Here is a 25,845-nt window from a genome sequence, read left to right on the forward strand (position 1 = left end):
ACGATATTTGCAAGGGCTAATCCCGCCAGAGACGGAGAAATCCCGCGTCGTGGAGCTCTTTAAGGAGCAGAAGGACCAGGGGGGCGAGGACCATGCCCGCCACGCCGAAGGCCCGGAACCCCACATACATGGCCATGAGAGCGGGCAGAGGGGGCAGTCCCGCCCGGGCTCCCAGCAGCCTGGGCTCCAGCAGGCTGCGCACCAGCCACACCACCAGATAGAGAGCCAGCAGCCCCAGGGCCAGGCGGAGATTTCCGGCCAGCAGCTCCAGCACCGCCCAGGGGATCAGGACGGTACCCGTGCCGAATATGGGCAGAGCGTCCACCAGGGCGATGGCGGCGGCCAGCAGCAGGGCCAGGTCCACCCGGAGCAGGAGCAGGCCGGCGGCCAGTTGACCGAAGGTGATGAGCATCAGAAGGCCCTGGGCCCGGAGCCAGCCGCCCAAGGTCGATTTCAGCCGGCGGCCCGCGCCCCGGAACCGGGCCAGCCAGGGGCGGGGCACCTGCCGCCGGAGAAAGACCAGCAGGGCGGGGCGGCGGGCACTGGTGAAGTAGGTGGCCAGGACGGCAGTGAAGAGGAAAAGAGCCAGATTGGGCAGGGCGGAGGCCGCCCCGGTCACGGCGGCCAGCAGCCAGTCGTAAAACTGGCTGGGGAGGCCCACGCCTTGTGAGACCAGCCCCTCCAGCGCCTGTCGCAGCCAATCCTGAAGGGAGACCGGGGCGGCCACCACCAGCCGATAGACCGCCTTCTCCAGCCAGTCCGACAGGGCGGGCAGACCGGACAGAAGCACGGGAAGCCGCCGCAGGAGGACGGCCACCTCATAGCCCACCCGCCAGGCTCCCAGAAAGAGCAGCCCCAGGATGAGGGCGGTCAGCAGCAGGGTGCACAGGGCGGCGGCGGCCCAGCGGGGCAGATGGAGCACATCCATGCACAGGCGTACCGGCGGCTCCAGCAGGGCGGCCAGGGCCCAGGCGATCAGGAAGGGGAGCAGCCAGGGTACGAGAAACCGGGCCGTCAGCCACAGCCCCAGGGTCCCCAGGGCGATGTAAAGCAGGACCAGCAGCAGGCGCAGGTGCTTGTTTTCGGGCATGGTGTGGCCTCCTTTTGGTCCAAATGACGATTTTTTTCCCTGCAGACGAGAAAAAATCGTGGGATCTCCTGTCGCTTTTTCGTTGCGTGCGGCGGCGGGCTGTGCTACAATGGGTTCCAATACGCGGACAAATGGCTCTGTAACAAAGACAGTGCGCGCCGCTTAGAATGGGGGTAGGAACCATGCATATGCCGCCCAAGCACTTTATTGTGGAGGCGGAGGCCCTGCCGGAGATTTTCCGCAAGGTAGCCGAGGCCAAACGCCTGCTGGATACCGGCGAGGCCAAGACCGTCCACCAGGCTACGGTGATGACCGGCATCAGCCGCAGTGCCTTCTACAAATACAAGGATGCGGTGCGGCCCTTCAACGACATGCTCCACGGCCGGATCGTCACCTTCCAGTTCATGCTGCGGGACGAGCCGGGCGTGCTGTCGGCAGTCCTGAATAGCTTTGCCGTCTCCGGCGGGAATATTCTCACCATCAACCAGGGCATCCCCATCAGCGGCTGCGCCCTGGTGACCATCGGCGCGGAGACCTCCGGGCTGGAGATCCCGGTGGAGGAGCTGGTCAGCCGGACTTCCCGGCTGACGGGAGTCCTGCGGTGCGAGATCCTGGCGGGACAATAATACACACGACGAGGTGAAACAAATGGTGAGCATAGCGATCCTGGGGTTTGGAACCGTGGGCTCCGGTGTGGCGGAGGTGCTGGCCAAAAACAGCGCCCACATCGACCAGAAGGTGGAGACCCCGGTGCGGCTGAAATATATCCTGGATGTGCGGGATTTCCCTGACAGCCCTTTCGGCGATAAGATCATCCACGACTTCGCTACCATCGAGAACGACCCCGAGGTGGATATCGTGGTGGAGACCATCGGCGGCGCGGGCGTGGCGCTGGACTTTACCCGGCGGGCCCTGAGCGCGGGCAAGAGCGTGGTATCCTCCAACAAGGAGCTGGTGGCCGAGCACGGCTGCGAGCTGCTCCAGCTCGCAGCCCGGAAGGGGGCCAGCTACCTGTTCGAGGCCAGCGTGGGCGGCGGCATCCCCATTCTCCGGCCCCTGAGTCAGTGCCTGGCCGCCAACGAGCTCACCGAGGTCTGCGGTATCCTCAACGGCACCACCAACTATATTCTCACCCGGATGATCCGGGCGGGCCTGTCCTTTGACGCCGCGCTTCGTGAGGCCCAGGCCAACGGCTATGCCGAGGCCGACCCCACCGCCGACGTGGAGGGCCACGACGCCTGCCGGAAGATCTGCATTCTGGCCGCCATCGCCTTCGGCCGCCACATTTACCCCCGCCAGGTGCCCACCGAGGGGATCACCGGGGTGACCCTGGCTGACGTGGCCTACGCCGAGTCCTGCAACAAAAAGATCAAGCTGCTGGGCCGGGCCATCCGTCAGGACGACGGCAGGATCTGCGCCTATGTGGCCCCCCACCTGCTGGACGGGGAGAATCCGCTGTCCGGCGTGGAGGACGTGTTCAACGCCATCACCGTCAAGGGCGACGCCATCGGCGACGTGATGTTCTATGGCCGGGGGGCTGGCAAGCTGCCCACCGCCTCCGCCGTGGTGGCCGACGTGATGGACGCCGCCCGCCACATCAAATCCCGGAAGCGGGTGGAGTGGGGCCCCGGCGGAGAGGACGTGACCGTCTCTCCCGAGCGCCTGGAGACCGCCTGGTATGTCCGGGCCAAGGGACGCGTGGATGCGGTCCGGGCCGGGTTCCCCGGAGTGGCCCTGCTGTCCCGTTCCGGCGCTCCGGCGGAAGAGGTTGCCTTCCTGACGCCCGTCATGACCGGAGCTGAGGTGCTGGAACGGCTGGGCGCTCTGGAACCGCAGTCGCTGTTCCGCGTGCTGGACTGAGGACATAGAATGGCGTAGGTCCCGGCCTGTGCCGGGGCCGGACGCCGATTCGGAAACACTCTTAGGGGGTACATATACATGGGACTCATTGTACAGAAGTTCGGCGGGACCTCGGTGGCGGACTCCGACCGCATCCGCAACGTGGCCCGCATCATCACCGAGACCTACCGCCGCGGACATAACGTGGTGGTGGTCCTTTCCGCCCAGGGCGACACCACCGACGATCTCATCGCCAAGGCCGCGGAGATCAATCCAAGGGCCTCCCAACGTGAGATGGACATGCTGCTGTCCACCGGCGAGCAGATCTCCTGCTCCCTGTGTGCCATGGCCATCGAGGCCATGGGCTATCCGGTGGTCTCCCTCACCGGCTGGCAGGCGGGCTTCCGCACCAACTCCTCCTACTCCAACGCCCGCATCAAGACCCTGCGGACCGAGCGGGTGCTGGCCGAGCTGGACAAGAAAAAGATCGTCATTGTCACCGGCTTCCAGGGCATCAACAAGTACGACGACATCACCACCCTGGGCCGGGGCGGCTCGGACACCTCCGCCGTGGCTCTGGCCGCCGTGCTCCATGCGGATCTGTGCCAGATCTACACCGACGTGGACGGCGTATTCACCGCCGATCCCCGCTGTGTGAAGGGGGCCAGAAAGCTGGACGAGATCACTTATGACGAGATGCTGGAGCTGGCCACCCTGGGCGCCCAGGTGCTCCACAACCGCTCGGTGGAAATGGCCAAGAGGTATAATGTCAATCTGGAGGTCCTCTCCAGCTTTTCCGGCCAGCCCGGAACCAAAGTCAAGGAGGTTGCAAAAACCATGGAAAAGCCCTATGTGAGCGGCGTAGCCAAGGATAAAAATATTGCCCGTCTGGCCCTGGTGGGCCTGCCGGATAAGCCCGGCACCGCCTTCCGCATCTTCTCCACTCTGGCCCGGCACAAGATCAACGTGGACATCATCCTCCAGTCCATTGGCCGCAACGACACCAAGGACATCAGCTTCACCGTTACCCACTCCGACATGGACAAGGCGCGGGAGGCCATGGAGAAGATGAAGGATGCCCTGGGCTTCGACCACATCGACGTCACCGACGACATCGCTAAGGTCTCCATCGTGGGCGCCGGCATGATCAACAACCCCGGCGTGGCCTCCCTGATGTTTGAGGCCCTCTTCAACGCCGGCATCAACATCCACATGATTTCCACCAGCGAGATCAAGGTCTCTGTCCTGGTGGACAAAAGCGACGCCGACAACGCCGTCCAGGTCATTCACGACCGCTTCTTCGAGGAGTACGGCAACCTGTAATGCGGCGGTTCGTACGCATACCAAGAAAAGGCCGGGGCAAATGCCCCGGCCTCCTTGTAGGGTCCACCCCTAATTGGCCCCACCAATGAGGGGGTCATGTCAGCACGCACAACTGTATTTGGACGGCCAACTTTTGGGCTGACCCTTTTCTTTTTTCCCTGGACGGTATATAATAATGTCTACAGAATAAACTGCCAGGCAGTTTATTCGTGCGGCCACTGCCGCATAAGCCAATTGGCCTTGAAAGCCTTGGGAGGCAAGGCTTTCAGCTTTGTGCAGTACACATTATAATAGGGCCAGTAAGGGAGTGATACCATGAAAACCGGACTGGTGCTGGAGGGCGGCGCCCTGCGGACCATCTTTTCCAGCGGCGCCTGCGACGCTCTGCTGGACGGGGACCTGATGCCTGACTACGTCGTGGGCGTGTCGGCGGGCATCGCCTACGGCGTGAGTTATATCTCCAGACAGAAGCGGCGCAACCTCCACATTCTCACAAATTATGCCAATGACAAGCGGTATATGGGGCCCAAGAACCTGCTTGAGCCGGACAACCGTTGCTATTTTGGCCTGAAATTCACCTATGAGACCATCCCCAACGAGCTGATCCCCTTTGATTACGAAACCTTCGCGGCCTATCCCGGACAGGTGGAGGCGGTGGTCACCAATCTGGACACCGGCTGCCCGGAATATCTGCCGGTGCCCCGTCGGGATGAAAAGTTCCTGGTGCTTCAGGCCACCTGCGCCATGCCGCTGCTCTTCCCCATTTTTTATCTGGACAACAGGCCCTATCTGGACGGCGGCGCCTCGGACGCCATCCCCTATGACCGGGCCTTCCGGATGGGGTGCGAGCGGGTGGTGGTCATCCTCACCCGGGAGCGGAGCTACCGCCGCAAGCCGGAGCTTCTGCCCGCCATCAACGCCCGCTACCGGGCGGAGTTCCCCAACTTCTGCGACACCATGGAGGCCCGGGCGGAGCGCTATAACGACAGCCGGGAGCGGCTGTTCCGCCTGGAGGAGGAGGGAAAGGTGCTCCTCATCGCCCCGGAGGACACCCAGGGCTTCTCCCGCACGGAAAAGGACGTGGGAAAGATCATGAAGCTGTGGAAGGACGGATACGACCACACCCTGTCCCGCTTGGATGAGATCCGGGCCTTCTGGCAGGGCTGAGACAGTCCCAAAACCGCCGCCGGCATGTGCCGGCGGCGGTTTTCAATGTGTTCAGCAGCGGCGCCGGTGGCCGAACAGGCGGTCCAGAAGCCCGCGTCTGGCGGCGGGGACGGGGGAAGCCGCCAGCGCCGGCGGCTCCTGCCGGACGGCCTCCTCCATCAGGGCGGCCTGGGCGTCCAGCGGGGGCTGGCCCTCATCGGGGACGGGGTGATAGTGGCCCTGCTCGTCCAGGAAGCGGGCCTTTTCGGTGTCCCGGCACAGGATGTCCACATAGTGTGCGATCTGACGGCGGATGCCTTCGTCCAGGATGGGACAGGCGATCTCCACCCGCCGCTCGGTGTTGCGGGTCATCAGGTCGGCCGAGCCGATGTAGACCCGCTGGTCCTGTCCCGCGCCGAAGGCAAAGATGCGGGCGTGCTCCAGATAGCGGCCCACGATGGAAAAGACCCGGATGCGGTCGGTGAGCCCGGGCACCCCCGGCCGCAGGCAGCAGATGCCGCGCACGTTCATTCGGATGTCCACCCCGGCCTGGCTGGCCTCGGCCAGCTTGTCGATCAGCTCCCGGTCGGTGACCGAGTTGCACTTGAGGAAAATGCGGGCGGCCCGGCCGCTCCTGGCCTTGGCGGTTTCTCCGTCGATCAGGGAGATGAGCCGATCCTTCAGGCCGTTGGGGGCCACCAGCAGGTGGCGGTATTCCCCCTCCAGGTTGGCGGTGGACATATTTTGAAAGAAGGCGGCGGCGTCCGCCCCGATGGCCGGATTGGCCGTCATCAGGCTCAGGTCGGTATAGAGCTTGGCGGTCTTTTCGTTGTAGTTGCCGGTGCCTACCTGGGTGATGTGCTGGATGTGGCCCCGCTCCCTGCGCGTGATGAGACAGATTTTGGAGTGGACCTTGACCCCCTCGAAGCCGTATTGAACGGTGCAGCCCGCCTCCTCCAGCCGCTCGGCCCAGGCGATGTTGTTCTGCTCGTCGAACCGAGCCCGCAGCTCCATCAGCACCGTCACGTCCTTGCCGTTCTCGGCGGCCGCCGCCAGGTATTCGATGAGCTTGGCCTTGGAGGCCAGGCGGTAGATGGTGATCTTGACAGACAGCACCGCCGGGTCGTGGGCGGCCTCCTTCACCAGCTGAAGGAAGGGGTCCATGGAGTGGTAGGGGTAGTAGAGCAGGGCGTCCCGCCGCAGGATCTGGGGGATGAGCTTTTCGCCCCGGTTGAGGCCCATGGGGAAGCGAGGGGCGAAGGGGGCGAAGCGCAGGGCGGCGGCGCTCTCCGGGGGCAGCTTATCCTCCAAGGCGTAGACATAGCCCATGTCGATGGGGGCCTTGGTGCGGAACACCTGCTCCCGGGCCAGGTTCAGCCGCTGGCACAGGAAGGAGAGCAGCGCCTCGTCGGCAGCTCCCTGGATCTCCAGCCGGACCGGGGCCAGCCGGGCGCGCTTTTTGAGCACCTTACGCATGTGCTGGCGGAAGTCGCCGCTGACGTCGTAGTCCTCATCCTCCGGGGAGATATCGGCGTTGCGGGTGACCGAGATCACCGCCTTGCTCACCACCTGGTACTGATCAAAAATCTCTCCGGCGTACTCCTGGACAATCTGCTCGATGAGCAGGTAGCGCAGCCCCCGCTCGCTGAGCTGGAGGAAGGGGGGCAGGCTCTTGGGGATGGGCACGATGCCGAAATACTGCCCCTCCCCCCGGCGCAGGGTCATGGCCACGTTGAGGGACTTGCTGGGCAGGTGGGGGAAGGGGTGGTGGGCGTCCACCACCTGGGGGGAGAGGACGGGGGCGATGTAATCCCGAAAGTACCGCTCCACCTGCTTTTTCTCCTTGGCGTCCAGCTCAGAGATGGTCAGGCCGCAGATATTGCAGGCCCGCAGGCGGGTCTCCAACTGGCTGACCACCTTGTCCCGCTGCTTGTAGAGCGGGCCAACGGCGGCGAGGATGGCGGCGAGCTGTTGGGCGGGGGTCAGGCCGCTCTTGGTGTCCACATGGGCCTTTTTCACCAGGGTCATGTCGTAGATGGAGCCCACCCGGATCATAAAGAACTCGTCCAGGTTGCTGGTGAAGATGGCGGCGAACTTGAGCCGCTCGAACAGGGGGACGGACTCGTCCCGGGCCTCGTCCAGCACCCGCTCGTTGAAGCGCAGCCAGGACAGCTCCCGCTCCTGGGTGTAGCGGGTGTCGATGATCGGAAGCTCAGACATGGCCCTCACCTCCCGAGGACCCGGTCCATGAGATAGCCTTCCCGCACGCCGGTGGAGGAGGCGGAGACCGTCTCCACGCCGTAGGCCTTGACCACCGCATTGAGAAGCAGCAGGCCGGGCAGGAGGGTGTGGACCCGGTCGGGCGCGGCGTGAAGGATCTGCCGCAGGGTGTCCTTGCCGCCTTTCTTGAGCAGCTTATAGAGGGCGCGGATCTCGTCGGCGGTGAGGATACGGCTCTCCGGGTCCTTGCCGAACACGTCCACCGCCAGCTTGGACACCGCCCGGATGGTGCCGCCCACGCCGCACAGGTGCCGGCACGTCAGCCCTCCTGTCCGGACCCGGTCGAGCTCGGCGCTCACGCAGGCACGGATGGCCCGTCGCTCCTCCGGGGTGGGGAAGAGGCCGTCCACGAACCGGGTATAGAGGGACAGGGAGCCCATGGGCAGGGAGCAGGCCGAGGTGATAGACATGTCCCGGTAGGACACCAGCTCCACCGAGCCGCCGCCGATGTCGGCCAGCAGGCCGGTGGGCACGCCGCCGGGGAGCACTGCGCCCTTAAAGGAGAGGGCGGCCTCGGTCTCGCCGTCCAGCACCTCCACGGTGACGCCGGTCACGTCCCGGATGGCCTCCACCGCCTCGCCGGTGTTGGAGATGTTCCGCAGCGAGGCGGTGGCGAACACGTGCATCTCCGAGACGGAGAAGTTGCTCAGCAGGGCCCGGTAGCTGGACAGCACCCGGCAGGCCACCAGAATGCCGCCGTCGGACAGCGCCCCGTCTTGGACGTAGCCCGCCAGGCCGGCCATGGTCTTTTTGTTCAGGAGCAGCCGGAAGTGCTCCCCCTCGTACTGATAGATGGACAGGCGGATGGTGTTGGAGCCCAGGTCCACAATGCCGCACATCATGATGAATTCCCGCTTTCTGTGGTGATATTGTTGTCCCATTCTACACGCTTTTCCTCCTCCGTGCAACGTGAATCGGACGAATTTACAGAATCTTGACGCTGGCATTGCTGGCTGGAGAGGTTGGCCCGCTGGGTGGCCACCATGGCCAGGTTGTCGCCCAGGATGGTGAAGAAGGCGGCCAGGGTCAGCAGCTCGGCCTCGGTGCTGGTCTGGGCGATCTGGATGGCGATGGCCGCTCCGGCCAGCACCATGGCCTCTCCGTTCACGCACTCCAACGGCGTCATAAAATCACCCCCTGCCCCTCCAGTCTATGTAGACGGACGGAAAACGGTGTGATAAACTAGGGAAGAAACCACACATTTTAACGGATATGGAGCGGATCAGAGATGGAATACCGGAACATTGAAACGTTGGGGGCGGCGCCCTCCCTGCTGGGCTACGGCTGCATGCGCTTCCCCACTCTGGACGATGAGTCCATCGATGAGCCCCAGGCCCGGCCCCTGTTGGACCGGGCCATCGAGGGCGGGGTCAACTACTTCGACACCGCTTACTTCTACCACAAGGGGGCCAGCGAGAACTTTATGAGCCGGGCGCTGGCCCAATACCCCCGGGGGAGCTACTACCTGACCTCCAAGCTGCCCACGGTGCTGGTCCACGATCTGGACGAGGCCAGGCGGATCTTCGACGAGCAGTGGGAGCGGCTGGACCGGACGTATCTGGACTTCTATCTGCTCCACAACCTGAACGGGGAGCGGTGGCGGCTGCTGCGGGACCAGGGGGTGGTGGACTGGTGCCTGGACCTCCAGCGGCAGGGGCTGTTCCGCCGGTTCGGCTTTTCCTTCCACGGCAGCTACGACGAGTTCGAAGAGATCCTGACCGCCCGGGAGTGGGATCTGTGCCAGCTCCAGCTTAACTACATGGACACCAACGAGCAGGCGGGGCTGCGGGGCTATGCCCTCACGGAGAAGCGGGGCGTGCCGCTGGTCATCATGGAGCCGGTGAAGGGCGGGGCTCTGGCCAACCCGCCGGCGGAGGCCATGGAGCTGTTCCAGCGGGCCCGGCCGGGGGCCTCGGCGGCCTCCTGGGCCCTGCGCTGGGCGGCCAGCCTGCCCAATGTGATGACGGTGCTCTCCGGCATGTCCACCCTGGAGCAGGTGGAGGACAACCTGGCTACCTTCAACGCCTTCCGGCCCCTGGACGAGGGGGAGCGGGCGGTGGTGGAGCAGGCGGCGGCCGTCTACCGCCGGAGGGTCCGCAACGGCTGCACCGGCTGCCGGTACTGCATGCCCTGCCCGGCGGGGGTGGATATCCCGCGGAATTTTACGCTGTGGAACGAGTACGGCATCTATGGCAGCGAAAAGCAAACCGCGTCCCGCTGGAGGGATCTGGAGGAGGAGCGCAAGGGGAAAAACTGCCTCTCCTGCGGCCGGTGCGAGGCGGCCTGCCCCCAGCATCTGTCCATCCGGGAGGACCTGAAACGGCTCCAGACCGAGCTGGACGGCCTGCTTTGAGTGCGTGAGACAGACAGCGCCCCCGGCCATTCCCGGCCGGGGGCGCTGCGGGTCAGGGGGCCAGGTCCTGGGGCGAGGCGCCCTGTCCCAGCCGGCTGACAAAGGCCTGCATCTCCGACTTGGAGGTGATGCGGTGCGTCTGGTCGATGACGTCCCGCTGCTGATCGGGAGAGAGATGGGCAAAGCGCTCCATGGCGGGGACGTCCTGGGCCAGGGCCATGCCCAGGCCCATCGGCAGGTCAGCGAGGGGATTCAGGGAGTTCATGAGCAAGCTCTCCTTTCCAAATCGGATGAGATCAGTTTGCCCCAACCGGCCTAAAAGCGCAGTGGAAATTCATTCCACTGCGCTTTTCCGGATGCAATCAATCGTAAGGTACGGCCTGGAGGTTGGCTAGGCCGAAGGCGGCGCCGGTGTAGACCACATCGGCCTGGATCTGGGCGATGTATTGGCTGTTTCCGGGGCTGGCGTTGGGGATATAGGCCGCGCCGAAGACCGCGCCCAGGGCGTCGCCCTCTGTCAGGAAGGAGACGACAGCGCCAAAGCCGCAGGGGCCGGTATAGGTCTGCTCCTCGGGGACGGCATAGGACACGGAGCCGCCCTCCGCCTGAACGGTGAGGGTGCGGGAGGGCTCATCATACAGGTATTCCACCGACTGGTCCAAAATGGCCCGGTAGTCGTCGGGGGCAAAGTAGTTGTCGGTCCACACGCCGCTGTCGCCGAACTCGATGATGTGCAGCTCCTCCACGGACACTCCGGTACCCGAGCCCACCGATAGGATGAGGGCCAGCTCCAGGTCCATGTCGGCGTCAAAGTCGCCGTAGGCCATACGGGGAAGGATGACCCCGGGCGTGAGCCAGTTGAGATCGAAGTGCTCCCACTTTTCCCCCACCCGCAGGATGAGGGTATTGGCTTTGGCGGGGTTCAGGCCGTAGAGCCAGGTGTCGGCCTCGGGGAGCTGGGCCACCAGGTAGAGGGGCTCGGTCCCCTGGGCCACGGCGGCGCCGTCGGACAGCGCGGTAGGGAAGTCGGCCAGGGTCAGGGTGCCCAGGTCCCCATCCCAGCCCCCGGAGGTATCGGTGGGCGCAAGGGTGGGCGTCGGCTCTGCAGGCACCGAGGGTGTGGGTATGGGCGTAACCTCGGGCGCAGGGCTGTCGGGGACGGCGGGGGTGGTGCTGACCAGCGGCTGGCTGGAGACGGGGCCGGGCGAACCGCCCTCCGGGCTGGGGGACCCGGTCTCCGTATTTCCGGTGCAGCCGGACAGGACAAAAAGCGCAGCACACAGCAGCGCAAACTTTTTCATGGGAGGGTCCTCCCTTCAAATCGGAGACGGATGTTTGTTTGGGTGATACCCGATTATACCCGTTTTAGAGGCAGAAGACAACTACAAACAGGTGAAAAAGGATGAAGAAAAAACGGATTTACATCCTGTTCACAGTTACGAGAGACGGGATAGCTTCTGCCGGCAGATCTGCCGGTAGAGCAGCAGGGCCAGCCCGCAGGAGAGCAGCTCGGACAGGAGGAAGCACAGCCACATGCGCTCCGGGGCCAGCAGCCCCAGGGCCAGAGCGGCGGGGAGGACCAGGAGGATCTGCCGGGCGAGGGAGACTGCCAGGCTGCGCAGGGACTCTCCCACCGCCTGAAGCACGGCGCACAGCACGATGGAGACGCCTGCGAAGGGGAAGGACAGGGCGATCATCCGCAGGGCGGGTACGCCGGCGGCCAGCACCTCCGGCTCGGCGTTGAAAAGCGCCAGAAAGAACCCGGGCAGGCACAGCAGGAGCAGGGTCCCCGCAGCCATAATGACCACGGCGATGCACAGGGCGAAGCGGGTCAGGCCGGTGATGCGCGCCCGGTGCCTGGCCCCGTAGTTGTAGCCCACCACTGGGATCATGCCGTTGTTCAGGCCGTGGACCGGCATGAAGATGAAGGACTGGATCTTGAAGTAGGCCCCCAGGATAAAGACGGCGGAGGAGGAGAACAGGGCCATGATCTTGTTGAGCCCCAGGGTCATGAAGGTGGCCAGGGACTGCATGACGATGGCGGGCAGGCCGATGCGGTAGAGCTCGGCGATCACCTCTTTCTGGGGCCGGAAGCCCTTGGGGGAGAGGGCGACCGTCCGGCACCGGGCCACCAGGACGAAGCCCACGGTCATGCCGGTGAGTTGGCCCATGACGGTGGCGGCGGCGGCACCCGCCACGCCCAGGGCGGGGAAGGGGCCCGGGCCAAAGATGAGCAGGGGGTCGAAGATCAGGTTGACTACCGCCCCCACCCCCTGGATGACCATGGGGCCTACCGGGTCGCCGCTGGCCAGGAGGATACGCTCGGTGACAAACTGCATGGTCATGCCGATGGAGCAGCCGGTGACGAGGGAGAGATAGCGTGCCCCGTAGCCGGCCACAGCGGCGCTGTCGGTAAAAAAGCCAAAAAAGGGGCGGGTCAGGAACAGCCCGAAAAACAGGAAGAACAGCCAGGACAGCAGATAGACAAACACGCCGTTCATGGCCACGGCGTTGGCGCCCTCCGGGTCCTGCTGCCCCAGGCGGCGGGAGAGCAGGGCGTTGACCCCCACGCCGGTGCCCACACAGACGGCCACCATGAACATCTGCACGGGATAGGACAGGGAGAGGGCCTCGAAGGCCTCCCGGTTGAGCCGGGAGACGAACATGGAGTCCACCATGTTATACAGGGCCTGGATGAGCATGGAGAGCATCATGGGCCAGGCCATGTGGAGGAGCAGAGGCCGCACCGGCATCACGCCCATTTTATTTTCTTCCATGGCGCACCTCCTCCGTTGGATAAAAGGCAAGGGCGGCCGCGCCGCCCTTGCCGGGGTTGGAGTGGGAGAAAGGGACGGGCTCAGACTCCCATAGTGGGCTCCACCCGGAGATTGCGCAGAGTGAAGGAGCCGCCCGCGTAGTCGATGTCGGCCAGGACGTTGGCAAAGTGGGAGAGCTGGTCCACCCGGGCCCCCAGGACCACGGTAAATACGCCGTCCTGGCAGCGAAAGAAGCCGCTGTCCAAAACCAGCCGCCCGGCGCCGGAGCCCTGAGGCAGTTGGTATACGGCGCTGGTCCGGCCGTAGGACAGGGTGACGGAGCCGTTTTCCCTCCGGACTTCCACCTGACTCAGCACCCGGTCGGCGCAGGCGTCTTTGGTGACGGCGCAGTCGGACCAGCGCTGACCGTCCCAGGCATAGATGTGCAGGTCATAGACCAGGTGGTCCTCGTCGGCGTCGCGGAGGTAGCGGACGGCCAGCTCCTCCGCCCCGTCGCCGTCCAGGTCCATCCACCACAACTCGGGCAGGACGGCCTGGGGCTGGGCCCGGTAGACCTGCTCAAAGGCGGCCAGGGTCTCCCCGCGGCGCAGCAGGACCACGTCCTCCCCGGCCACGCCGTAAAGGGAGATGTCCGGGTCTTTGAGATGACCCAGCATGAAACACTGCTCCCCGGTCCCCGACAGGTCCTCCGCCGCGGCCAGGGCGGTGGGCAGGTCACCCGCGGTCAGACGCTCCCACCAGGGGGCGTCCGGATCGGAGGTGGGCTCCGGTGTGAATGAGGCCGTGGGGGCCGGCGGGGAGGAGGGGGAGGCGGCGGTTTCGCCCCCGCTCTTGCAGGCGGTCAGCAGGAGCAGCAGGGTCAGGACCCAAACCAGCCGTTTCATACCATCACAGCTCCTTTACATAGCGCAGATCCACGCAAACGGCGTCCGGAGGAAAGGGAATGTCGGTGTGGGTGCCGTCCCAGGCGAAGCCATGGGCGGCATAGAACCGGCGGGCCTTGGCGTTTTCCCGCAGCACGAGGACGAAGGCGTTTTGATGCCCGGCTGTCCGCAGCCGAGCCAGGGCCTCTTCAAAGAGCCTTCCGCCGTAGCCCTTGCCCCGCTCCGCCGGGTGGGTGTAAAAGGAGATGATCTCTCCCCAGCCCTCATAGCCCCGGGAATCAAAGGTGCACGCCGAACCGGCGTTGTAGTTTTCCACCCGGGCGGGACCATAGTTGACGCAGGACACCGGCTCCCCGTCCCGATAGAGCAGCAGGCCGCGGCACCGGCCGGTCTGGTAATCCTCCCGGAAGTATGGGACCCAGCGGTCGTCGGTGATCTCCCGGTCCATGTAGTCGTCGGGCACATAGCCCCGATACGTATCCCGCCAGCCGAGGGCGTGAATGAGGCTCATGGCCCGGAAGTGCTCGTCGGAGCAGGCGTCCACAAAAGCAAGCGCGCTCATACGGCGGCGGGCGCCTGCTCCGCCGGAGCGGGCGCAGCGGAGCCTTCCCCCTTGGCCAGGGCCCGGGCGTTGGCCAGCATCAGCTTGATGCGGTTTTCCTGGTTGATCTTGGTGGCGCCGGGGTCGTAGTCGATGGCCACGATGTTGGAGTTGGGGTAGTCGTCTTTCAGCTTGCGGATCATCCCCTTACCCACGATGTGGTTGGGCAGGCAGCCGAAGGGCTGGGTGCAGACGATGTTGGGCACCCCGGTGTGGATGAGCTCCAACATTTCAGCGGTGAGGAGCCAGCCCTCGCCCATCTTGTTGCCGTCCCCCAGATAGCCCTTGATGTAGTGGTGCAGCTCGTCGAAGTCGCCGGGCGCTCGGAAGCGGCCGGAACGGTTGAGGGCGTCGATCATGGCCCGCTGGTACTTCTTAATGTAGCCGGCGAAGATCTGGCAGAACTTCTGCTTGATCCACCTGCCGCCGTAGATGTCCACATCCACGTCCCGGTTATAGATCTTGAAGATGACGAAGTCGGTGAGGCCGGGCACCACCGGCTCGGCTCCCTCTGAGAGGAGGAACTGCTCCAGATTGTTGTTGCCCAGGGGGGAATACTTGACGTAGATCTCACCCACCACGCCCACCCGGACCTTGGGCTCGCCGGCCACCGGGATGGCCTGGAAGCGGTCGATGATGCGGTCGAAGTTGGCGATCATGGACTTGTAGCTCATGCCCTTGCCCCGGCCCATATCGTCCAGCAGGAAGTCCATGCACACGCGGATGGCCCGGTCGGTGTCGCCGGGGTTTACCTCGTAGGGACGGACCTGGTTGGAGACGTTCATCAGAAGATCGCCGTAGAATACGGCGTAAAGGGCCTTGCGGATGAAGGGCAGGGTGAGGGAGAAGCCGGGGTTTTTCTCCAGGCCGGACAGATTCACCGAGATGACGGGGACGAAGGCCAGATCGGCCTTCTCCAGCGCCTTGCGGAGCATGTGGATGTAGTTGGAGGCCCGGCAGCCGCCGCCGGTCTGGGTGATGACCAGGGCGACCTTGTGGGGGTCGTACTTGCCGCTTTTCACCGCGTCGATGAGCTGGCCGATGACCAGGATGGCGGGGAAGCAGGCGTCGTTGTGGACGTATTTCTGTCCATAGTCCAGGATGCTCTTGCCGGAGGTGTTGAGCATCTCCACCTTGTAGCCCATGGTCTGGATGACCCGCACCAGCATGGCGAAGTGCATGGGGAGCATCTGGGGCACCAGCAGGGTGTACTCCTCCTTCATCTCCTTGGTGAACAGGAGGCGGCCGGTATTGTCGTAGACTAATTCTGCCATAACACGTTGATCCTTTCGTCTGCGCGTATCGAGATCCAAAGACCGGGCGGGGCCTCAGCCGGCGGCCTCCCGGCCCGGAGCGCCGTCCCTGGCCCTGCGGGCGTCCATGGCGGCCATCAGGGACCGGATGCGGATCTTCACCGCGCCCAGGTTGTTGATGTCGTCAATTTTGAGCTGGGTGTACAGCTTGCCGCCGCTCTCCAGGATGGAGCGCAGCTCGTCGGTGGTGATGGCGTCGGTGCCGCAGCCGAAGGAGACTAGCTGCACCACCTGCATATCGCTCTGGGTGCAGACGTACCGAGCGGCGTTGTACATCCGGCTCTGGAAGGTCCACTGGTTGAGAACCTTCCGGGGGGCATAGCCCTCCAGGTAGCTCAGGGCATCCTCCGTGACCAGTACGAAGCCGAAGGAGGTGATGAGGTCGTTGATGCCGTGGTTGATCTCCGGGTCGATGTGGTAGGGCCGGCCGCAGACCACGATAATGGGCATGCCGTGCGCCCGGGCGTAGTCGATGTACGCCTTGCCGGTCTGCCGCACGTCCTGGACATAGGCGTCGTAGGCGGCATAGGCGGCGTCCACGGCCCCCTCCGTCTCCCGCTTGGGAATGCCGAAATCGGCCTCCATCATCTTGACCGCCCGCTTTTTGAAGTCCTTGCGCCGCCACAGGCCCACATAGGGGTCCAGGAAGCGGGTCTGCTTCAAAACGGGCATGTTGGCGGCCAGAAGCTCGGGATAGTAGGCCACCACCGGACAGTTGAAGTGGTTGTCCCCAATGCCCTCGTCGTTGTTATAAGACATGCAGGGGTACCAGATGGCGTCCACGCCGGCCTCCACCAGAGCCTCCACATGGCCGTGGAGCAGCTTGGCCGGATAGCACACCGTATCCGAGGGGATGGTGTGCTGGCCCTTGAGGTAGAGCTTTCGGGAGGACTCCGGAGAGAGGACCACCTCAAAGTTGAGCCTGGTGAAGAAGGCGAACCAGAAGGGGAGATTTTCGTACATGTTCAGGCCGAAGGGGATGCCGATGCGACCTCGGGAGCCGTCGCCCTCCCCCTTGCCCTTCAGGGCGCGGAGCTTCTGGTATTTATAGGTCATCAGGTCGGGGTTCTCCACCTTCTCCTTGCCCAGGGGGCGGGAGCAGCGGTTGCCCGAGATGAAGCGTCGCCCGCCGTCAAACTGGTTGACGGTGAGGGAGCAGTGGTTGGTGCACAGGTTGCACGTGACGGGCTTTGCCGCATGGGTAAAGGCCTCCAGAGCCCTGGCGTCCAGCAGGGCGGAGCGCTCCAGCCCCAGGTCCCGGGCGGCCAGGGCGGCCCCGAAGGCTCCCATCAGCCCGGCGATGGTGGGCCGGGTCACGTTGCGGCCCAGCTCCTGCTCGAAGGCCCGCAATACCGCGTTGTTGAGGAAGGTGCCGCCCTGGACCACGATGTGCCGGCCCAGGTCGTCGGCGTTGGCGGCCCGAATGACCTTGTAGACGGCGTTCTTTACGATGGAGATGGACAGGCCGGCGGAGATGTCCTCCACGCTGGCTCCGTCCTTCTGGGCCTGCTTGACGCTGGAGTTCATGAACACAGTGCACCGGGAGCCCAGGTTCACCGGATGCTTGGCGAACAGGCCCAGCCGGGAGAACTCCGCGATCTCGTAGCCCAGAGCCCGGGCGAAGGTCTCGATGAAGGAGCCGCAGCCGGAGGAGCAGGCCTCGTTGAGCATGATGGAGTCCACCGCGCCGTTGCGGATCTTGAAGCACTTCATGTCCTGGCCGCCGATGTCGATGATGAAGTCCACGTCGGGCTGAAAGTGGGCGGCGGCGTTGTAGTGGGCCATGGTCTCCACCAAACCCAGGTCACAGCCGAAGGCGTTTTTGATCAGGTCCTCGCCGTAGCCGGTGACGGCCGAGCCACGGATGACGATGCGGCTGCCGCACAGGGCGTAGATCTTCTTGAGCTGGTCCAGCACCACCGCCACGGGGTCGCCCCGGTTGGACTGGTAGTAGGTGTATAGCAGACCGCCGTCGGGGGCGATGAGCGTCAGCTTGGTGGTGGTGCTCCCGGCGTCGATGCCCAGATAGGCGTCGCCGGAATAGGTGTTCACATCCACCTCGGGGGGGTGGTTGGCGTCGTGCCGGGCCAGGAAGGCGTCAAAGTCGGCCTGATCGGTGAACAGGGGGGGCATGGTGTCCACCGTATTGGTGGCGTCCACGCTCTCCTCCAGCTTTCTCAGCAGTTCGTCGAAGGGGTGCTCGGCGTAATCCGAGGCGCACAGGGCCGCGCCGATGCCGGCAAAGCAGTCCCCATCGGCCGGGAAGACGGCGTGCTCCCCGTCCAGATGCAGGGTCTCCACGAACCGCTCCCGCAGGCCGTAGAGGAAGTGCAGCGGGCCGCCCAGAAAGACGATCTTGCCCTTGAGCGCACGGCCCTGGGTGAGGCCGGCCACGGTCTGGTCCACCACGGCCTGGAAGATGGAGGCCGCCACGTCCTCCTTCCGCCCGCCCTGGTTGAGGATGGGCTGAATGTCACTTTTGGCGAACACGCCGCAGCGGGAGGCGATGGGGTAGATCTTCTCGTGCTTCAGGGACAGCCGGTCCAGCTCGTCGATGGACACGTTCATCAGCGTGGCCATCTGGTCGATGAAGGCCCCGGTGCCGCCGGCGCAGGAGCCGTTCATGCGCTCTTCCAGAGCGCCGCCGAAGAAGATGATCTTGGCATCCTCGCCGCCCAACTCAATGACGGCGTCGGTGCCCGGTATGTAGGTGTTGACGGCGGCGGCGGTGGCGTAGACCTCCTGCACGAAGTCGATGCCGGCAGCCTTGGCCACGCCCAGGCCGGCCGAGCCGGTGATGACCAGGCGCACGTCCTTGCCCGCCAGCTTGTCCTGGATGCTGTGCAGAGTCTCGCAGGCCCGCTCCCGGGCCTTGGAGTAGTGCCGCTCATAGGAGCGGAACAGCAGCTTGTTCTGTTCGTCCAGCACCACCACCTTGACGGTAGTGGAGCCGATGTCGATGCCGATACGAAGGCTCATAGGTTCACCTCAAGACGCCGGAGAACCCCGGCGAAACATGTTTTCGTGGCCTCTATCATATAACAAATCGACAGCGTTTACAATAAAAAAGTGTAAACAAAAAGCAGAAAAACCTAGGGAAATAGAGGAATATATAAGGCAGGTCACCGAAGCCTCTTTCATCGGTTCAACACACAGGTGAATGCGTGTACGCAATCCCACCTAACTGGAGAGAGACAGTCGCTCCGTCGCCTCCGTCCATTCCGATGAGGGGGCGGGGGCCATGCCGCCGAAATACAGGGACACGTCCCCTACGCCGGAGTTCAGCTCCAGCCGGTCCGGGCCGTCGCCCTCCGGGAACGCCTGGACAGCCGCCCCATTCAAGATGCACTTTCCAACGCCTGCGTTTATCCATTACTATACCCCTCTGCTGTCAAAGGACCGTAAAAAACCTTAAGACTTTCTAAAAATGGAGACTGAGCCCGTTGAAAATAGGGACCATTCGATAACATAAGCATAGGTATCTATTCCACCTTAAAATGCAGCTTTAAACTTTTATATTATATTGATAATTGACAAAACATATTTTTATATTATAATCAAAATATGTTAAATACACCAAAAATATAGGAGGGAGATGATATCAATGCAGTAGAAACCTGATCAAATTTAATTTTTTACTCTCCTACTGTAGTAGCAACTAGAAGCCTAAACTGGAATGGTTTGGGAGACCCATTTACAAGTCAATATAATGCAACTGCCGAGCGAGTGAGCAAGCAATCCAAGGTATGTTAAAATCTATTTTGGGTGCGTTTATTGGCAAGAGTTTTCCCTATCAGGGGTCGCTCTCTACGATTCTGGCAGCCATTCTGCCTCATCTGTATGAGGCCATTCAAAACAACTATGGTGCCACACAAAAAACGATTTGGCTTGAGCGCACATACTGGCTCAAAGACGATTATTCCGCATACAGATATCAAGATTCGTTGTGTTGGGAGGAGGTATCCGCATGACTGTCTTCACATTCTCCATCGCTCTCATTCTGGTCATCAGCATCGTCCATGTGGTGATCGCCCTTCAAAAAGATCATATCAAGCGAACCGGAGGAGATTCCATTGTGGACGTCATCGGCGCAGTCGCTTTGGCGGGTACTACTCCTATCGCTCCTCCTCGGCAAACCATTTTGACATCTCTTCTTTTTCTCAACTGCGTCCTGCTGTCGTGCTATCTCCCAAGATTTTTCAAATACAAGGAAAACAGCGCACTGTTGCAGGAGAGCACCGTATTTTCATTGGGTGTCACAGTTGTATCCGCCCTTTGCCTCCCATTCCTTTTTTAAGGTCTCAAAAAGCATTCCTCCACCGCTCTACAGGGCAGTGGCGGAATTATTTTTGAGCAAATATCCCTGTATTTCTCTCTGCTTTTAGCCTATTCCCGGTCGTGTCAAGAATTTCTGTGCAACTAAAATTGGAAAGCGGCAATTGGTCTGAATTATGAAAGGAGACTACAGATGAAAAATACAAAGTGGTTATGTCTTTTACTAATCGTGACGGCCGGGTTGACTTCATGCCGCACGGCACAAGAAAAAATGGATTTTACCATTTCAGCGCACCATTATAACGGTACTCCCAGCGAGATCGTCAGCTTTTTGAACGACGCCAATGAGGATGAGAGCGCTGTCATTCCGGATTTTGTAGCATCCAAGGAACAGATTGCAATTACCGGCGAGGACGGCACTCTGGGCGCCTATCTCACGTTTACAACCGATGAGAGCGGGTACACGACGGAAATCAAATTTTATTTTCCGTCTCCCGAGGCAGTGGAAAAAGGGAGCCGCTATCTGAGCTTACTATTCACAGAGATACTGGGCGATGAGGAGGCCTCGGCCGAGTGTGTGGAGCTGATATTGGAATCTCGCCGGAACGAGGGGATGGGCATGACCAAGCAGGAAAACGGAAGCAGCATAACGTCCATGATGACGAAGGGCTCCACGACGGTACGCATGGTTCCCGACTAAAAATGGGGCGTCCAGGGCACCGCGCGGTTTTGCGTTCGTAAAATGAAAAGGAGAGACGGGCTGCCGTCTCTCCTTTTACGATCAGAGGGGATATTTTGCCGCGCCGGAGGAAAAGATGTCAGCTCAGGGCGTCCTTGATGGAGTCGTAGACCGCGTCCTGGTTTTCGCACATGACCAGCAGCACGGTGCCGTCCTCCAGGGTGCCTACCTTGGCCTCCTTGGCGATCTCGTACTGATCGGCCAGGTACTGTTCAAAGCTGCGCTTCTGGTTTTCCACAAAGCTGTTGAGCCCCTCCAGCACCAGGTCCTCCTTGCCGGCGGCGGGCAGGATGGCGGCTACGCCGTAGGCCCGGACGTTCATGGCAGAGACCGAGATGGCATAGGCCGTCATGTCCTCCTCGGATACGTTCAGCAGGCCGAAAATCAGCTCGGCCATGTCGTCGTCGGACGAGGTGAGGATGGTGTTGTACTCGTTGTCCTCCTCGCTCCGGGCTCCCTCGATGGCGGCCTTGTAGGCGGCGGTCATCTCCTCGGGGGTCTTGGGGCTCTCGGCGGGCTTGCCGTCGGCGCAGCCGGCGAGGGCCAGCGCCAGCAGCAGAGCGGACAGGGTCAGGGAAAGCGTGCGTCTCATGCGCGGGGTTCCTCCTTTTTCATTGGTGTGGACGGCGCGGGCGGGATGGCGGGGGGATCGGACTCCGGAGGCAGGACGGTGAGGGCCACCTTTCCCTCCCGGGCATCCGCCAGCAGGGCGGCCCCCTGCTTCAGCGTCCCGGAGAGCAGCAGCTCGGCGGCGGGGTCCTCCACCTGGGCCCGGATGGTGCGCCGGAGGGGCCGGGCTCCGTAAGCCGGGTCGAAGCCGTCCCGGGCCAGCAGGTCCAGGGCCTCCTCGCCGGTGCGCAGGGCCACCCCCAGCTTCTCCAGACGCTGCCCGACCGTGTCCAGCATCCGGCGGGCAATGTCTCGGATCTCCGGGCGGGTAAGCTGACGGAAGACAATGACGTCGTCCAGCCGGTTCAGGAACTCCGGCCGGAAGACCTTTTTCAGGTCCCCCAGAATGGCCTCCCGCAGTTCCTCCACCGGCCGAGTCTCCCCAGAGCCGGCGGCGGAGAAGCCCAGCCGGCTGCCCTTGGCGGTGATGCGGGTGGCCCCCACGTTGGAGGTCATCACCACCACCGTGTTGCGGAAATCCACCTTGTGGCCCTGGGCGTCGGTGAGGACGCCGTCCTCCATGATCTGGAGAAGGATGCCCCACACGTCGGGATGGGCCTTCTCGATCTCATCGAAAAGGACCACAGAATAGGGCTTGCGCCGCACCTTTTCAGTGAGCTGTCCCCCTTCGTCGTGGCCCACATAGCCCGGCGGGGCGCCCAGAAGCCGGGAGACGGTGTGCTTTTCCATATACTCCGACATGTCGAAGCGGAGCAGGGCCTCCCCAGTGCCGAACAGGGCGGCGGCCAGGGCTTTGCACAGCTCGGTCTTGCCCACGCCGGTGGGGCCCAGAAAGAGAAACGCGCCGGTGGGCCGGTCCGGGTCCTTCAGCCCCACCCGGCCCAGACGGACCGCGCGGGCCACTGCCCGCACCGCCTCGTTCTGACCCACCACCCGCCGGTGGAGCTCCTCCTCCAGATGGAGAAGCCGCTCCGACTCGGCCTGGGTCAGCGTGGTGACCGGGATGCCGGTCCAGCCTGCCACCACGGCGGCCACGTCCTCGGCCGTCACCTGGTTGACGGTATGGTCCAAATGCCACAGGGAGCGCTGCCGGGACAGCTCCCGTCGGAAGTCCCGCTCGGCGTCCCGGAGCATGGCGGCCTTCTCAAAGTCCTGGCCCCGGATGGCCTCCTCCTTCTCCCGGGCGGCCCGGTCAGCCCGCTCCTCCAGCTCCCGCAGGTCGGGGGGCGTGGACAACTTCTCCATCCGAACCCGGGAGGCGGCCTCGTCGATCAGGTCCACCGCCTTGTCGGGGAGAAAACGGTCGGTGAGGTAGCGGCAGGACAGGGAGACGGCGTGCTCCAGCGCCTCGTCGGTGATGGTCAGCTTGTGGTGGGCCTCGTAGCGGTCCCGCAGGCCCCGGAGAATGGCCAGGGCGGTGTCCGGATCGGGCTCATGGACGGTGACGGGCTGAAAGCGCCGCTCCAGCGCGGCGTCTTTTTCGATATACCGGCGGTATTCGTCCAGCGTGGTGGCCCCCACCACCTGGATCTCCCCCCGGCCCAAGGCGGGCTTGATGATGTTGGCCGCGTCGATGGCACCCTCAGCGCTGCCCGCCCCCACGATGGTGTGCAGCTCATCGAGAAAGAGGATTACGTCCCCAGCCCGGCGGACCTCGGCCAGCACGTTTTTCACCCGCTCCTCAAACTCGCCCCGGTACTTGGTGCCCGCCACCATGCTGGACAGGTCCAGGGCCATGACCCGCTTGCCCCGCAGGTCCTCGGGCACCTCGCCGGAGATGATGCGCCGGGCCAGGCCCTCGGCAATGGCGGTCTTGCCCACGCCGGGTTCCCCGATGAGGGCGGGGTTGTTCTTCTGCCTCCGGGCCAGGATCTGGATGACCCGGCGGATTTCTTCCTCCCGGCCGATGACCGGGTCCAGGGCGCCATTGGCCGCCATGCGGGTCAGATCCCGGGAGAACTGGTCCAGCAGCTTGGTGTCCCCCCGCTCGGCGTAGTCCCGCTCCGGCTTGGGCCGGCCGGGGCTGCGGAAGGGGGGCGTGGGCTCCCCGCCCAGAGCGCTCATCAGGTCGTCGTAAAGCCGTTTGAGCTCCACGCCGCTGCCCGCCAGGATCCGGGCGGCCACGCCGTCCCCCTCCCGCAGCAGGCCCAGCAGCAGGTGCTCGGTGCCCACGTAGCGGTGGCCCAGTCCGGCGGCCTCCGACATGGCCAGCTCAATGATCTTTTTGCACCGGGGGGTCAGCCCCTGGGAGGGCATGGGGACCGGGGCTCCCACTCCCACCAGCCGGGCAATGGAGCTGCGGATGGTCTCGGGCTCCAGACCGGCGTTGCGCAGCACCTTGGCGGCCACGCCCTGCCCCTCCCGGGACAGGCCCAGCAGCAGGTGCTCGGAGCCCACGTAGCCGTGACCCAACTGGGCGGAGGCCTCCTGTGCCAGACGCAGGGCGGCCTGGGCCCGCTGGGTGAATCTGTTTTCGCTGATGGAACTCACTCCTTGGAGGCGCGCCCGGACTGGGAGGCGCGCGGTGTGTTGGCCGAAGCCGGCCCCGGAAGCGCCCGGATGCGGGGCAGCCGGGCGGCATGGGCCGCGCTGTGGGAGGCCCCCTCCAGCTCGGGGGTGAGGGAGCCGGACAGCTCGGCGGAAAAGCGGTTTTTGGATTCGCTCATAAAAACACCTCTTAAAACAGGGCGGAGAGGGAACAGAAGGTATTGTGCCCGGTTCGGGTCGGTCTAAAAAGCTCCGGATCAAGAAAATTTTGCCATAAAACAACAGGCTGGCCGTTTAACGCCCCTCTAAGAAGAATATACCCGGGCAAAAGAGGATTTAGGACGGGAATTTTGAAGAAAATAAAGATTGCAATTTCAAAAAACTGTGGTAGAATGAAGTCACATTGATATTTGGAGGTGTTTCCAATGGCCTATGTCATCAGCGATGCTTGCGTCAGCTGCGGCGCCTGCTCGGATACTTGCCCCATGGGCGCTATCTCTCAGGGCGATTCCCAGTATGTGATCGACGCCAATACCTGCATCGACTGCGGTTCCTGCGCCGATGCCTGCCCCACCGGAGCCATCTCCCAGGGCTGAGACGCAGAGCTACATACGCACATGAAACAGCGGCGCGCCATTGGCGCGCCGCTGTTTTTCTCTTGCTCCGGGGAACGGAAGGACTTTACAAAACCCTCCTGCACCGGATATACTGGAAGCAGACGGGCCCGTGCCCGTCGGAATATGCATATTTGGGGGACGCTATGAAAAAACAGGATGGAAAACAGCTTCTGCTGGTGGGCTTCACTCTGTTCTCCATGTTCTTCGGAGCAGGCAACCTGATCTTTCCGCCCGGACTGGGGGCCCAGGCGGGGATTCACACCTGGCCGGCCATGGCCGGCATGGCCATCAGCGCCGTGGGCCTGCCGGTGCTGGGGGTGGTGGCGGTGGCCCGCTCGGGCGGGCTGGACGCCCTGGGCGGCCGGGTCCACCCGATGTTCGCCCGGGTGTTCACCGTGGCGGCCTACCTGGCCATCGGGCCCTGCCTGGCCATTCCGCGCACGGCCAGCACCTCCTTTGAGATGGCGGTGCCCCCCTTTGCGGGGCCGGATGCCCCGCTGGAGCTGCTTCGACTCCTCTTTTCCCTGGCGTTTTTCACCGGGGCGCTGCTGGTGGCGCTCCGGCCGGAAAAGCTGACGGACCGGCTGGGCAAGGTGCTCTGCCCCATTCTGATCGCCCTGATCGTCGTCACCTTTGTGGGGTGTCTGCTCAACCCGCTGGAGGGGTACGGCCCGCCCCAGACCGCCAGCTATGAGACCCACCCCGTGATTGCCGGGTTCCTAGCCGGCTATCAGACCATGGACACCATCGCCGCGCTGGTGTTCGGCATCGTCATTGCCCTGAATCTGCGGGCCAGGGGCGTCCAGGATGAGCGGGACGTGGTCCGGGGCACCATCCGGGCCGGCTGGGTGGCCGGAGCTATGCTGCTGGCGGTCTACTCCATGCTGGCCCATGTGGGGGCCCTGTCCGGCGGGGCTTTTCCGGGGGCATCCACCAACGGGGCGGTGGTACTGACCAATCTGGTCTCCGCCCTGTTCGGCGTGCCGGGCAGCCTTCTGCTGGCGGCGATCTTCCTCATCGCCTGCTTCAACGTGTGCGTGGGGCTCATCAGCTCCTGCGCGGAGTATTTCTCCGGTCTGTGGCCCCGGCTGCCCTACCGCGCCTGGGCGGCGCTCTTCGCGGCGGTGAGCCTGCTCATTGCCAACGCCGGGCTGGACCAGATCCTCCGCGTCTCGGTGCCGGTGCTGAGCATCCTCTACCCCGTGGCCATCGTGCTCATCGCCCTGTCCTTCTTCCAGCGCCGGCTGTGCGGGCTCCGGCTGGTCTACCCCGCGGCCGTGCTGCTCACCGGTGCGGCCAGCATCCTGTATACGCTGCGGGACCTGAAGCTGCTGCCCGCCGGCCTGGGGGATGCGCTGGGACTGCTGCCCCTGGCGGCCCAGGGGCTGGGCTGGCTACTGCCCGCCCTGGCCGGCACGCTTTTGGGGGCGGCGCTGTCGCGGCTGCGCCCCGCCCCTTGACTGCGGCGGCCCGGCCCGCCTTCTGGTGGAG

At 63.7% G+C, this 25,845-nt stretch carries 24 protein-coding genes; 9 read left to right on the plus strand and 15 right to left on the minus strand.

Going from position 1 to position 25,845, the window contains the following annotated elements; translation table 11 throughout:
- Positions 1–16: 16 nt before the first annotated feature.
- A complete protein-coding gene (gene ytvI / locus BN2154_RS05150; protein ID WP_050617808.1) occupies positions 17–1,090 on the minus strand; it encodes a sporulation integral membrane protein YtvI in 1,074 nt (357 codons plus the stop codon).
- A gap of 188 nt (positions 1,091–1,278) precedes the next feature.
- Between ytvI and BN2154_RS05155 the strand changes: the two genes are divergently transcribed.
- The 4 genes from BN2154_RS05155 to BN2154_RS05170 all read left to right on the plus strand — a co-directional run bounded on the left by BN2154_RS05155 (position 1,279) and on the right by BN2154_RS05170 (position 5,419).
- Positions 1,279–1,716 carry an ACT domain-containing protein gene (locus BN2154_RS05155; RefSeq protein WP_238073525.1) on the plus strand — a complete coding sequence of 146 codons (438 nt, stop codon included), beginning with the start codon at positions 1,279–1,281 and terminating at the stop codon, positions 1,714–1,716.
- 22 nt (positions 1,717–1,738) lie between these two features.
- Positions 1,739–2,950, plus strand: a complete 1,212-nt coding sequence (locus BN2154_RS05160; protein WP_050617810.1) for a homoserine dehydrogenase — start codon at positions 1,739–1,741, stop codon at positions 2,948–2,950.
- Between the two features lie 78 nt (positions 2,951–3,028).
- Positions 3,029–4,252 carry an aspartate kinase gene (locus BN2154_RS05165; RefSeq protein WP_050617811.1) on the plus strand — a complete coding sequence of 408 codons (1,224 nt, stop codon included), beginning with the start codon at positions 3,029–3,031 and terminating at the stop codon, positions 4,250–4,252.
- 315 nt (positions 4,253–4,567) lie between these two features.
- Positions 4,568–5,419, plus strand: a complete 852-nt coding sequence (locus BN2154_RS05170) for a patatin-like phospholipase family protein (RefSeq protein WP_050617812.1) — start codon at positions 4,568–4,570, stop codon at positions 5,417–5,419.
- Positions 5,420–5,470: 51 nt separating this feature from the next.
- Here BN2154_RS05170 and ppk1 read toward each other — a convergent pair whose 3' ends face one another.
- From ppk1 to BN2154_RS05185, 3 genes are read right to left on the minus strand one after another with little or no spacing between them, the layout of a single operon-like run.
- Positions 5,471–7,618 (minus strand): polyphosphate kinase 1, encoded by a 2,148-nt coding sequence (gene ppk1 / locus BN2154_RS05175; RefSeq protein WP_050617813.1) that lies wholly within the window; start codon positions 7,616–7,618, stop codon positions 5,471–5,473.
- Positions 7,619–7,623: 5 nt separating this feature from the next.
- A complete protein-coding gene (locus tag BN2154_RS05180; protein WP_238073528.1) occupies positions 7,624–8,559 on the minus strand; it encodes a Ppx/GppA phosphatase family protein in 936 nt (311 codons plus the stop codon).
- On the minus strand, positions 8,517–8,804 hold the full coding sequence (locus BN2154_RS05185; RefSeq protein WP_050617814.1) for a hypothetical protein: 288 nt from the start codon (positions 8,802–8,804) through the stop codon (positions 8,517–8,519). The genes BN2154_RS05180 and BN2154_RS05185 overlap by 43 nt, the downstream gene beginning before the upstream one ends.
- Before the next feature lie 102 nt (positions 8,805–8,906).
- On the opposite strand from BN2154_RS05185, the gene BN2154_RS05190 reads away from it, so the two are divergent.
- Positions 8,907–10,031, plus strand: coding sequence for an aldo/keto reductase (locus tag BN2154_RS05190; protein WP_050617815.1), 1,125 nt, complete (start codon positions 8,907–8,909; stop codon positions 10,029–10,031).
- Between the two features lie 52 nt (positions 10,032–10,083).
- Here BN2154_RS05190 and BN2154_RS05195 read toward each other — a convergent pair whose 3' ends face one another.
- The 8 genes from BN2154_RS05195 to BN2154_RS15725 all read right to left on the minus strand — a co-directional run bounded on the left by BN2154_RS05195 (position 10,084) and on the right by BN2154_RS15725 (position 18,948).
- Positions 10,084–10,296 (minus strand): hypothetical protein, encoded by a 213-nt coding sequence (locus BN2154_RS05195; RefSeq protein WP_238073530.1) that lies wholly within the window; start codon positions 10,294–10,296, stop codon positions 10,084–10,086.
- A gap of 97 nt (positions 10,297–10,393) precedes the next feature.
- Entirely contained in the window at positions 10,394–11,332 is a 939-nt protein-coding gene (locus BN2154_RS05200; RefSeq protein WP_050617816.1) for a hypothetical protein, read from the minus strand.
- Between the two features lie 135 nt (positions 11,333–11,467).
- On the minus strand, positions 11,468–12,808 hold the full coding sequence (locus tag BN2154_RS05205; RefSeq protein WP_050617817.1) for an MATE family efflux transporter: 1,341 nt from the start codon (positions 12,806–12,808) through the stop codon (positions 11,468–11,470).
- 80 nt (positions 12,809–12,888) lie between these two features.
- Positions 12,889–13,692 (minus strand): hypothetical protein, encoded by an 804-nt coding sequence (locus BN2154_RS05210; protein ID WP_050617818.1) that lies wholly within the window; start codon positions 13,690–13,692, stop codon positions 12,889–12,891.
- 4 nt (positions 13,693–13,696) lie between these two features.
- Entirely contained in the window at positions 13,697–14,254 is a 558-nt protein-coding gene (locus BN2154_RS05215; protein WP_050617819.1) for a GNAT family N-acetyltransferase, read from the minus strand.
- Positions 14,251–15,567 carry a 2-hydroxyacyl-CoA dehydratase gene (locus tag BN2154_RS05220; RefSeq protein WP_050617820.1) on the minus strand — a complete coding sequence of 439 codons (1,317 nt, stop codon included), beginning with the start codon at positions 15,565–15,567 and terminating at the stop codon, positions 14,251–14,253. Before BN2154_RS05220 ends, BN2154_RS05215 begins: the two co-directional genes overlap by 4 nt.
- Positions 15,568–15,621: 54 nt before the next feature.
- The gene (locus tag BN2154_RS05225; RefSeq protein ID WP_050617821.1) at positions 15,622–18,585 is read right to left on the minus strand and encodes an acyl-CoA dehydratase activase; all 2,964 of its coding nucleotides are present in this window, start codon (positions 18,583–18,585) and stop codon (positions 15,622–15,624) included.
- A gap of 201 nt (positions 18,586–18,786) precedes the next feature.
- Entirely contained in the window at positions 18,787–18,948 is a 162-nt protein-coding gene (locus BN2154_RS15725; protein ID WP_154666645.1) for a hypothetical protein, read from the minus strand.
- A 625-nt stretch (positions 18,949–19,573) separates the two neighbouring features.
- Here BN2154_RS15725 and BN2154_RS05230 point away from each other — a divergent pair.
- Complete coding sequence (locus BN2154_RS05230; RefSeq protein WP_050617822.1) at positions 19,574–19,903, plus strand: hypothetical protein; 330 nt, start codon at positions 19,574–19,576, stop codon at positions 19,901–19,903.
- A gap of 249 nt (positions 19,904–20,152) precedes the next feature.
- Complete coding sequence (locus BN2154_RS05235; RefSeq protein ID WP_195892313.1) at positions 20,153–20,581, plus strand: hypothetical protein; 429 nt, start codon at positions 20,153–20,155, stop codon at positions 20,579–20,581.
- Between the two features lie 118 nt (positions 20,582–20,699).
- On the opposite strand, the gene BN2154_RS05240 is transcribed toward BN2154_RS05235, so the two are convergent.
- Genes BN2154_RS05240 through BN2154_RS05250 form a run of 3 tightly spaced genes read right to left on the minus strand, consistent with a single transcriptional unit; the run spans position 20,700 to position 23,916 of the window.
- Complete coding sequence (locus tag BN2154_RS05240; protein ID WP_050617824.1) at positions 20,700–21,212, minus strand: DUF4358 domain-containing protein; 513 nt, start codon at positions 21,210–21,212, stop codon at positions 20,700–20,702.
- Positions 21,209–23,731, minus strand: a complete 2,523-nt coding sequence (locus tag BN2154_RS05245) for an ATP-dependent Clp protease ATP-binding subunit (RefSeq protein WP_050619551.1) — start codon at positions 23,729–23,731, stop codon at positions 21,209–21,211. The genes BN2154_RS05240 and BN2154_RS05245 overlap by 4 nt, the downstream gene beginning before the upstream one ends.
- A 5-nt stretch (positions 23,732–23,736) precedes the next feature.
- Positions 23,737–23,916 (minus strand): hypothetical protein, encoded by a 180-nt coding sequence (locus tag BN2154_RS05250; protein ID WP_050617825.1) that lies wholly within the window; start codon positions 23,914–23,916, stop codon positions 23,737–23,739.
- Between the two features lie 246 nt (positions 23,917–24,162).
- Between BN2154_RS05250 and BN2154_RS05255 the strand changes: the two genes are divergently transcribed.
- Together BN2154_RS05255 and brnQ are read left to right on the plus strand one after the other, a co-directional pair.
- A complete protein-coding gene (locus BN2154_RS05255) occupies positions 24,163–24,333 on the plus strand; it encodes a DUF362 domain-containing protein (protein WP_050617826.1) in 171 nt (56 codons plus the stop codon).
- Positions 24,334–24,497: 164 nt separating this feature from the next.
- A complete protein-coding gene (gene brnQ / locus BN2154_RS05260) occupies positions 24,498–25,814 on the plus strand; it encodes a branched-chain amino acid transport system II carrier protein (protein ID WP_050617827.1) in 1,317 nt (438 codons plus the stop codon).
- Positions 25,815–25,845: the final 31 nt, after the last annotated feature.

Origin of the sequence: Intestinimonas massiliensis (ex Afouda et al. 2020) (assembly GCF_001244995.1) — a bacterium.
Classification (GTDB): Bacteria; Bacillota; Clostridia; order Oscillospirales; family Oscillospiraceae; genus Intestinimonas; species Intestinimonas massiliensis.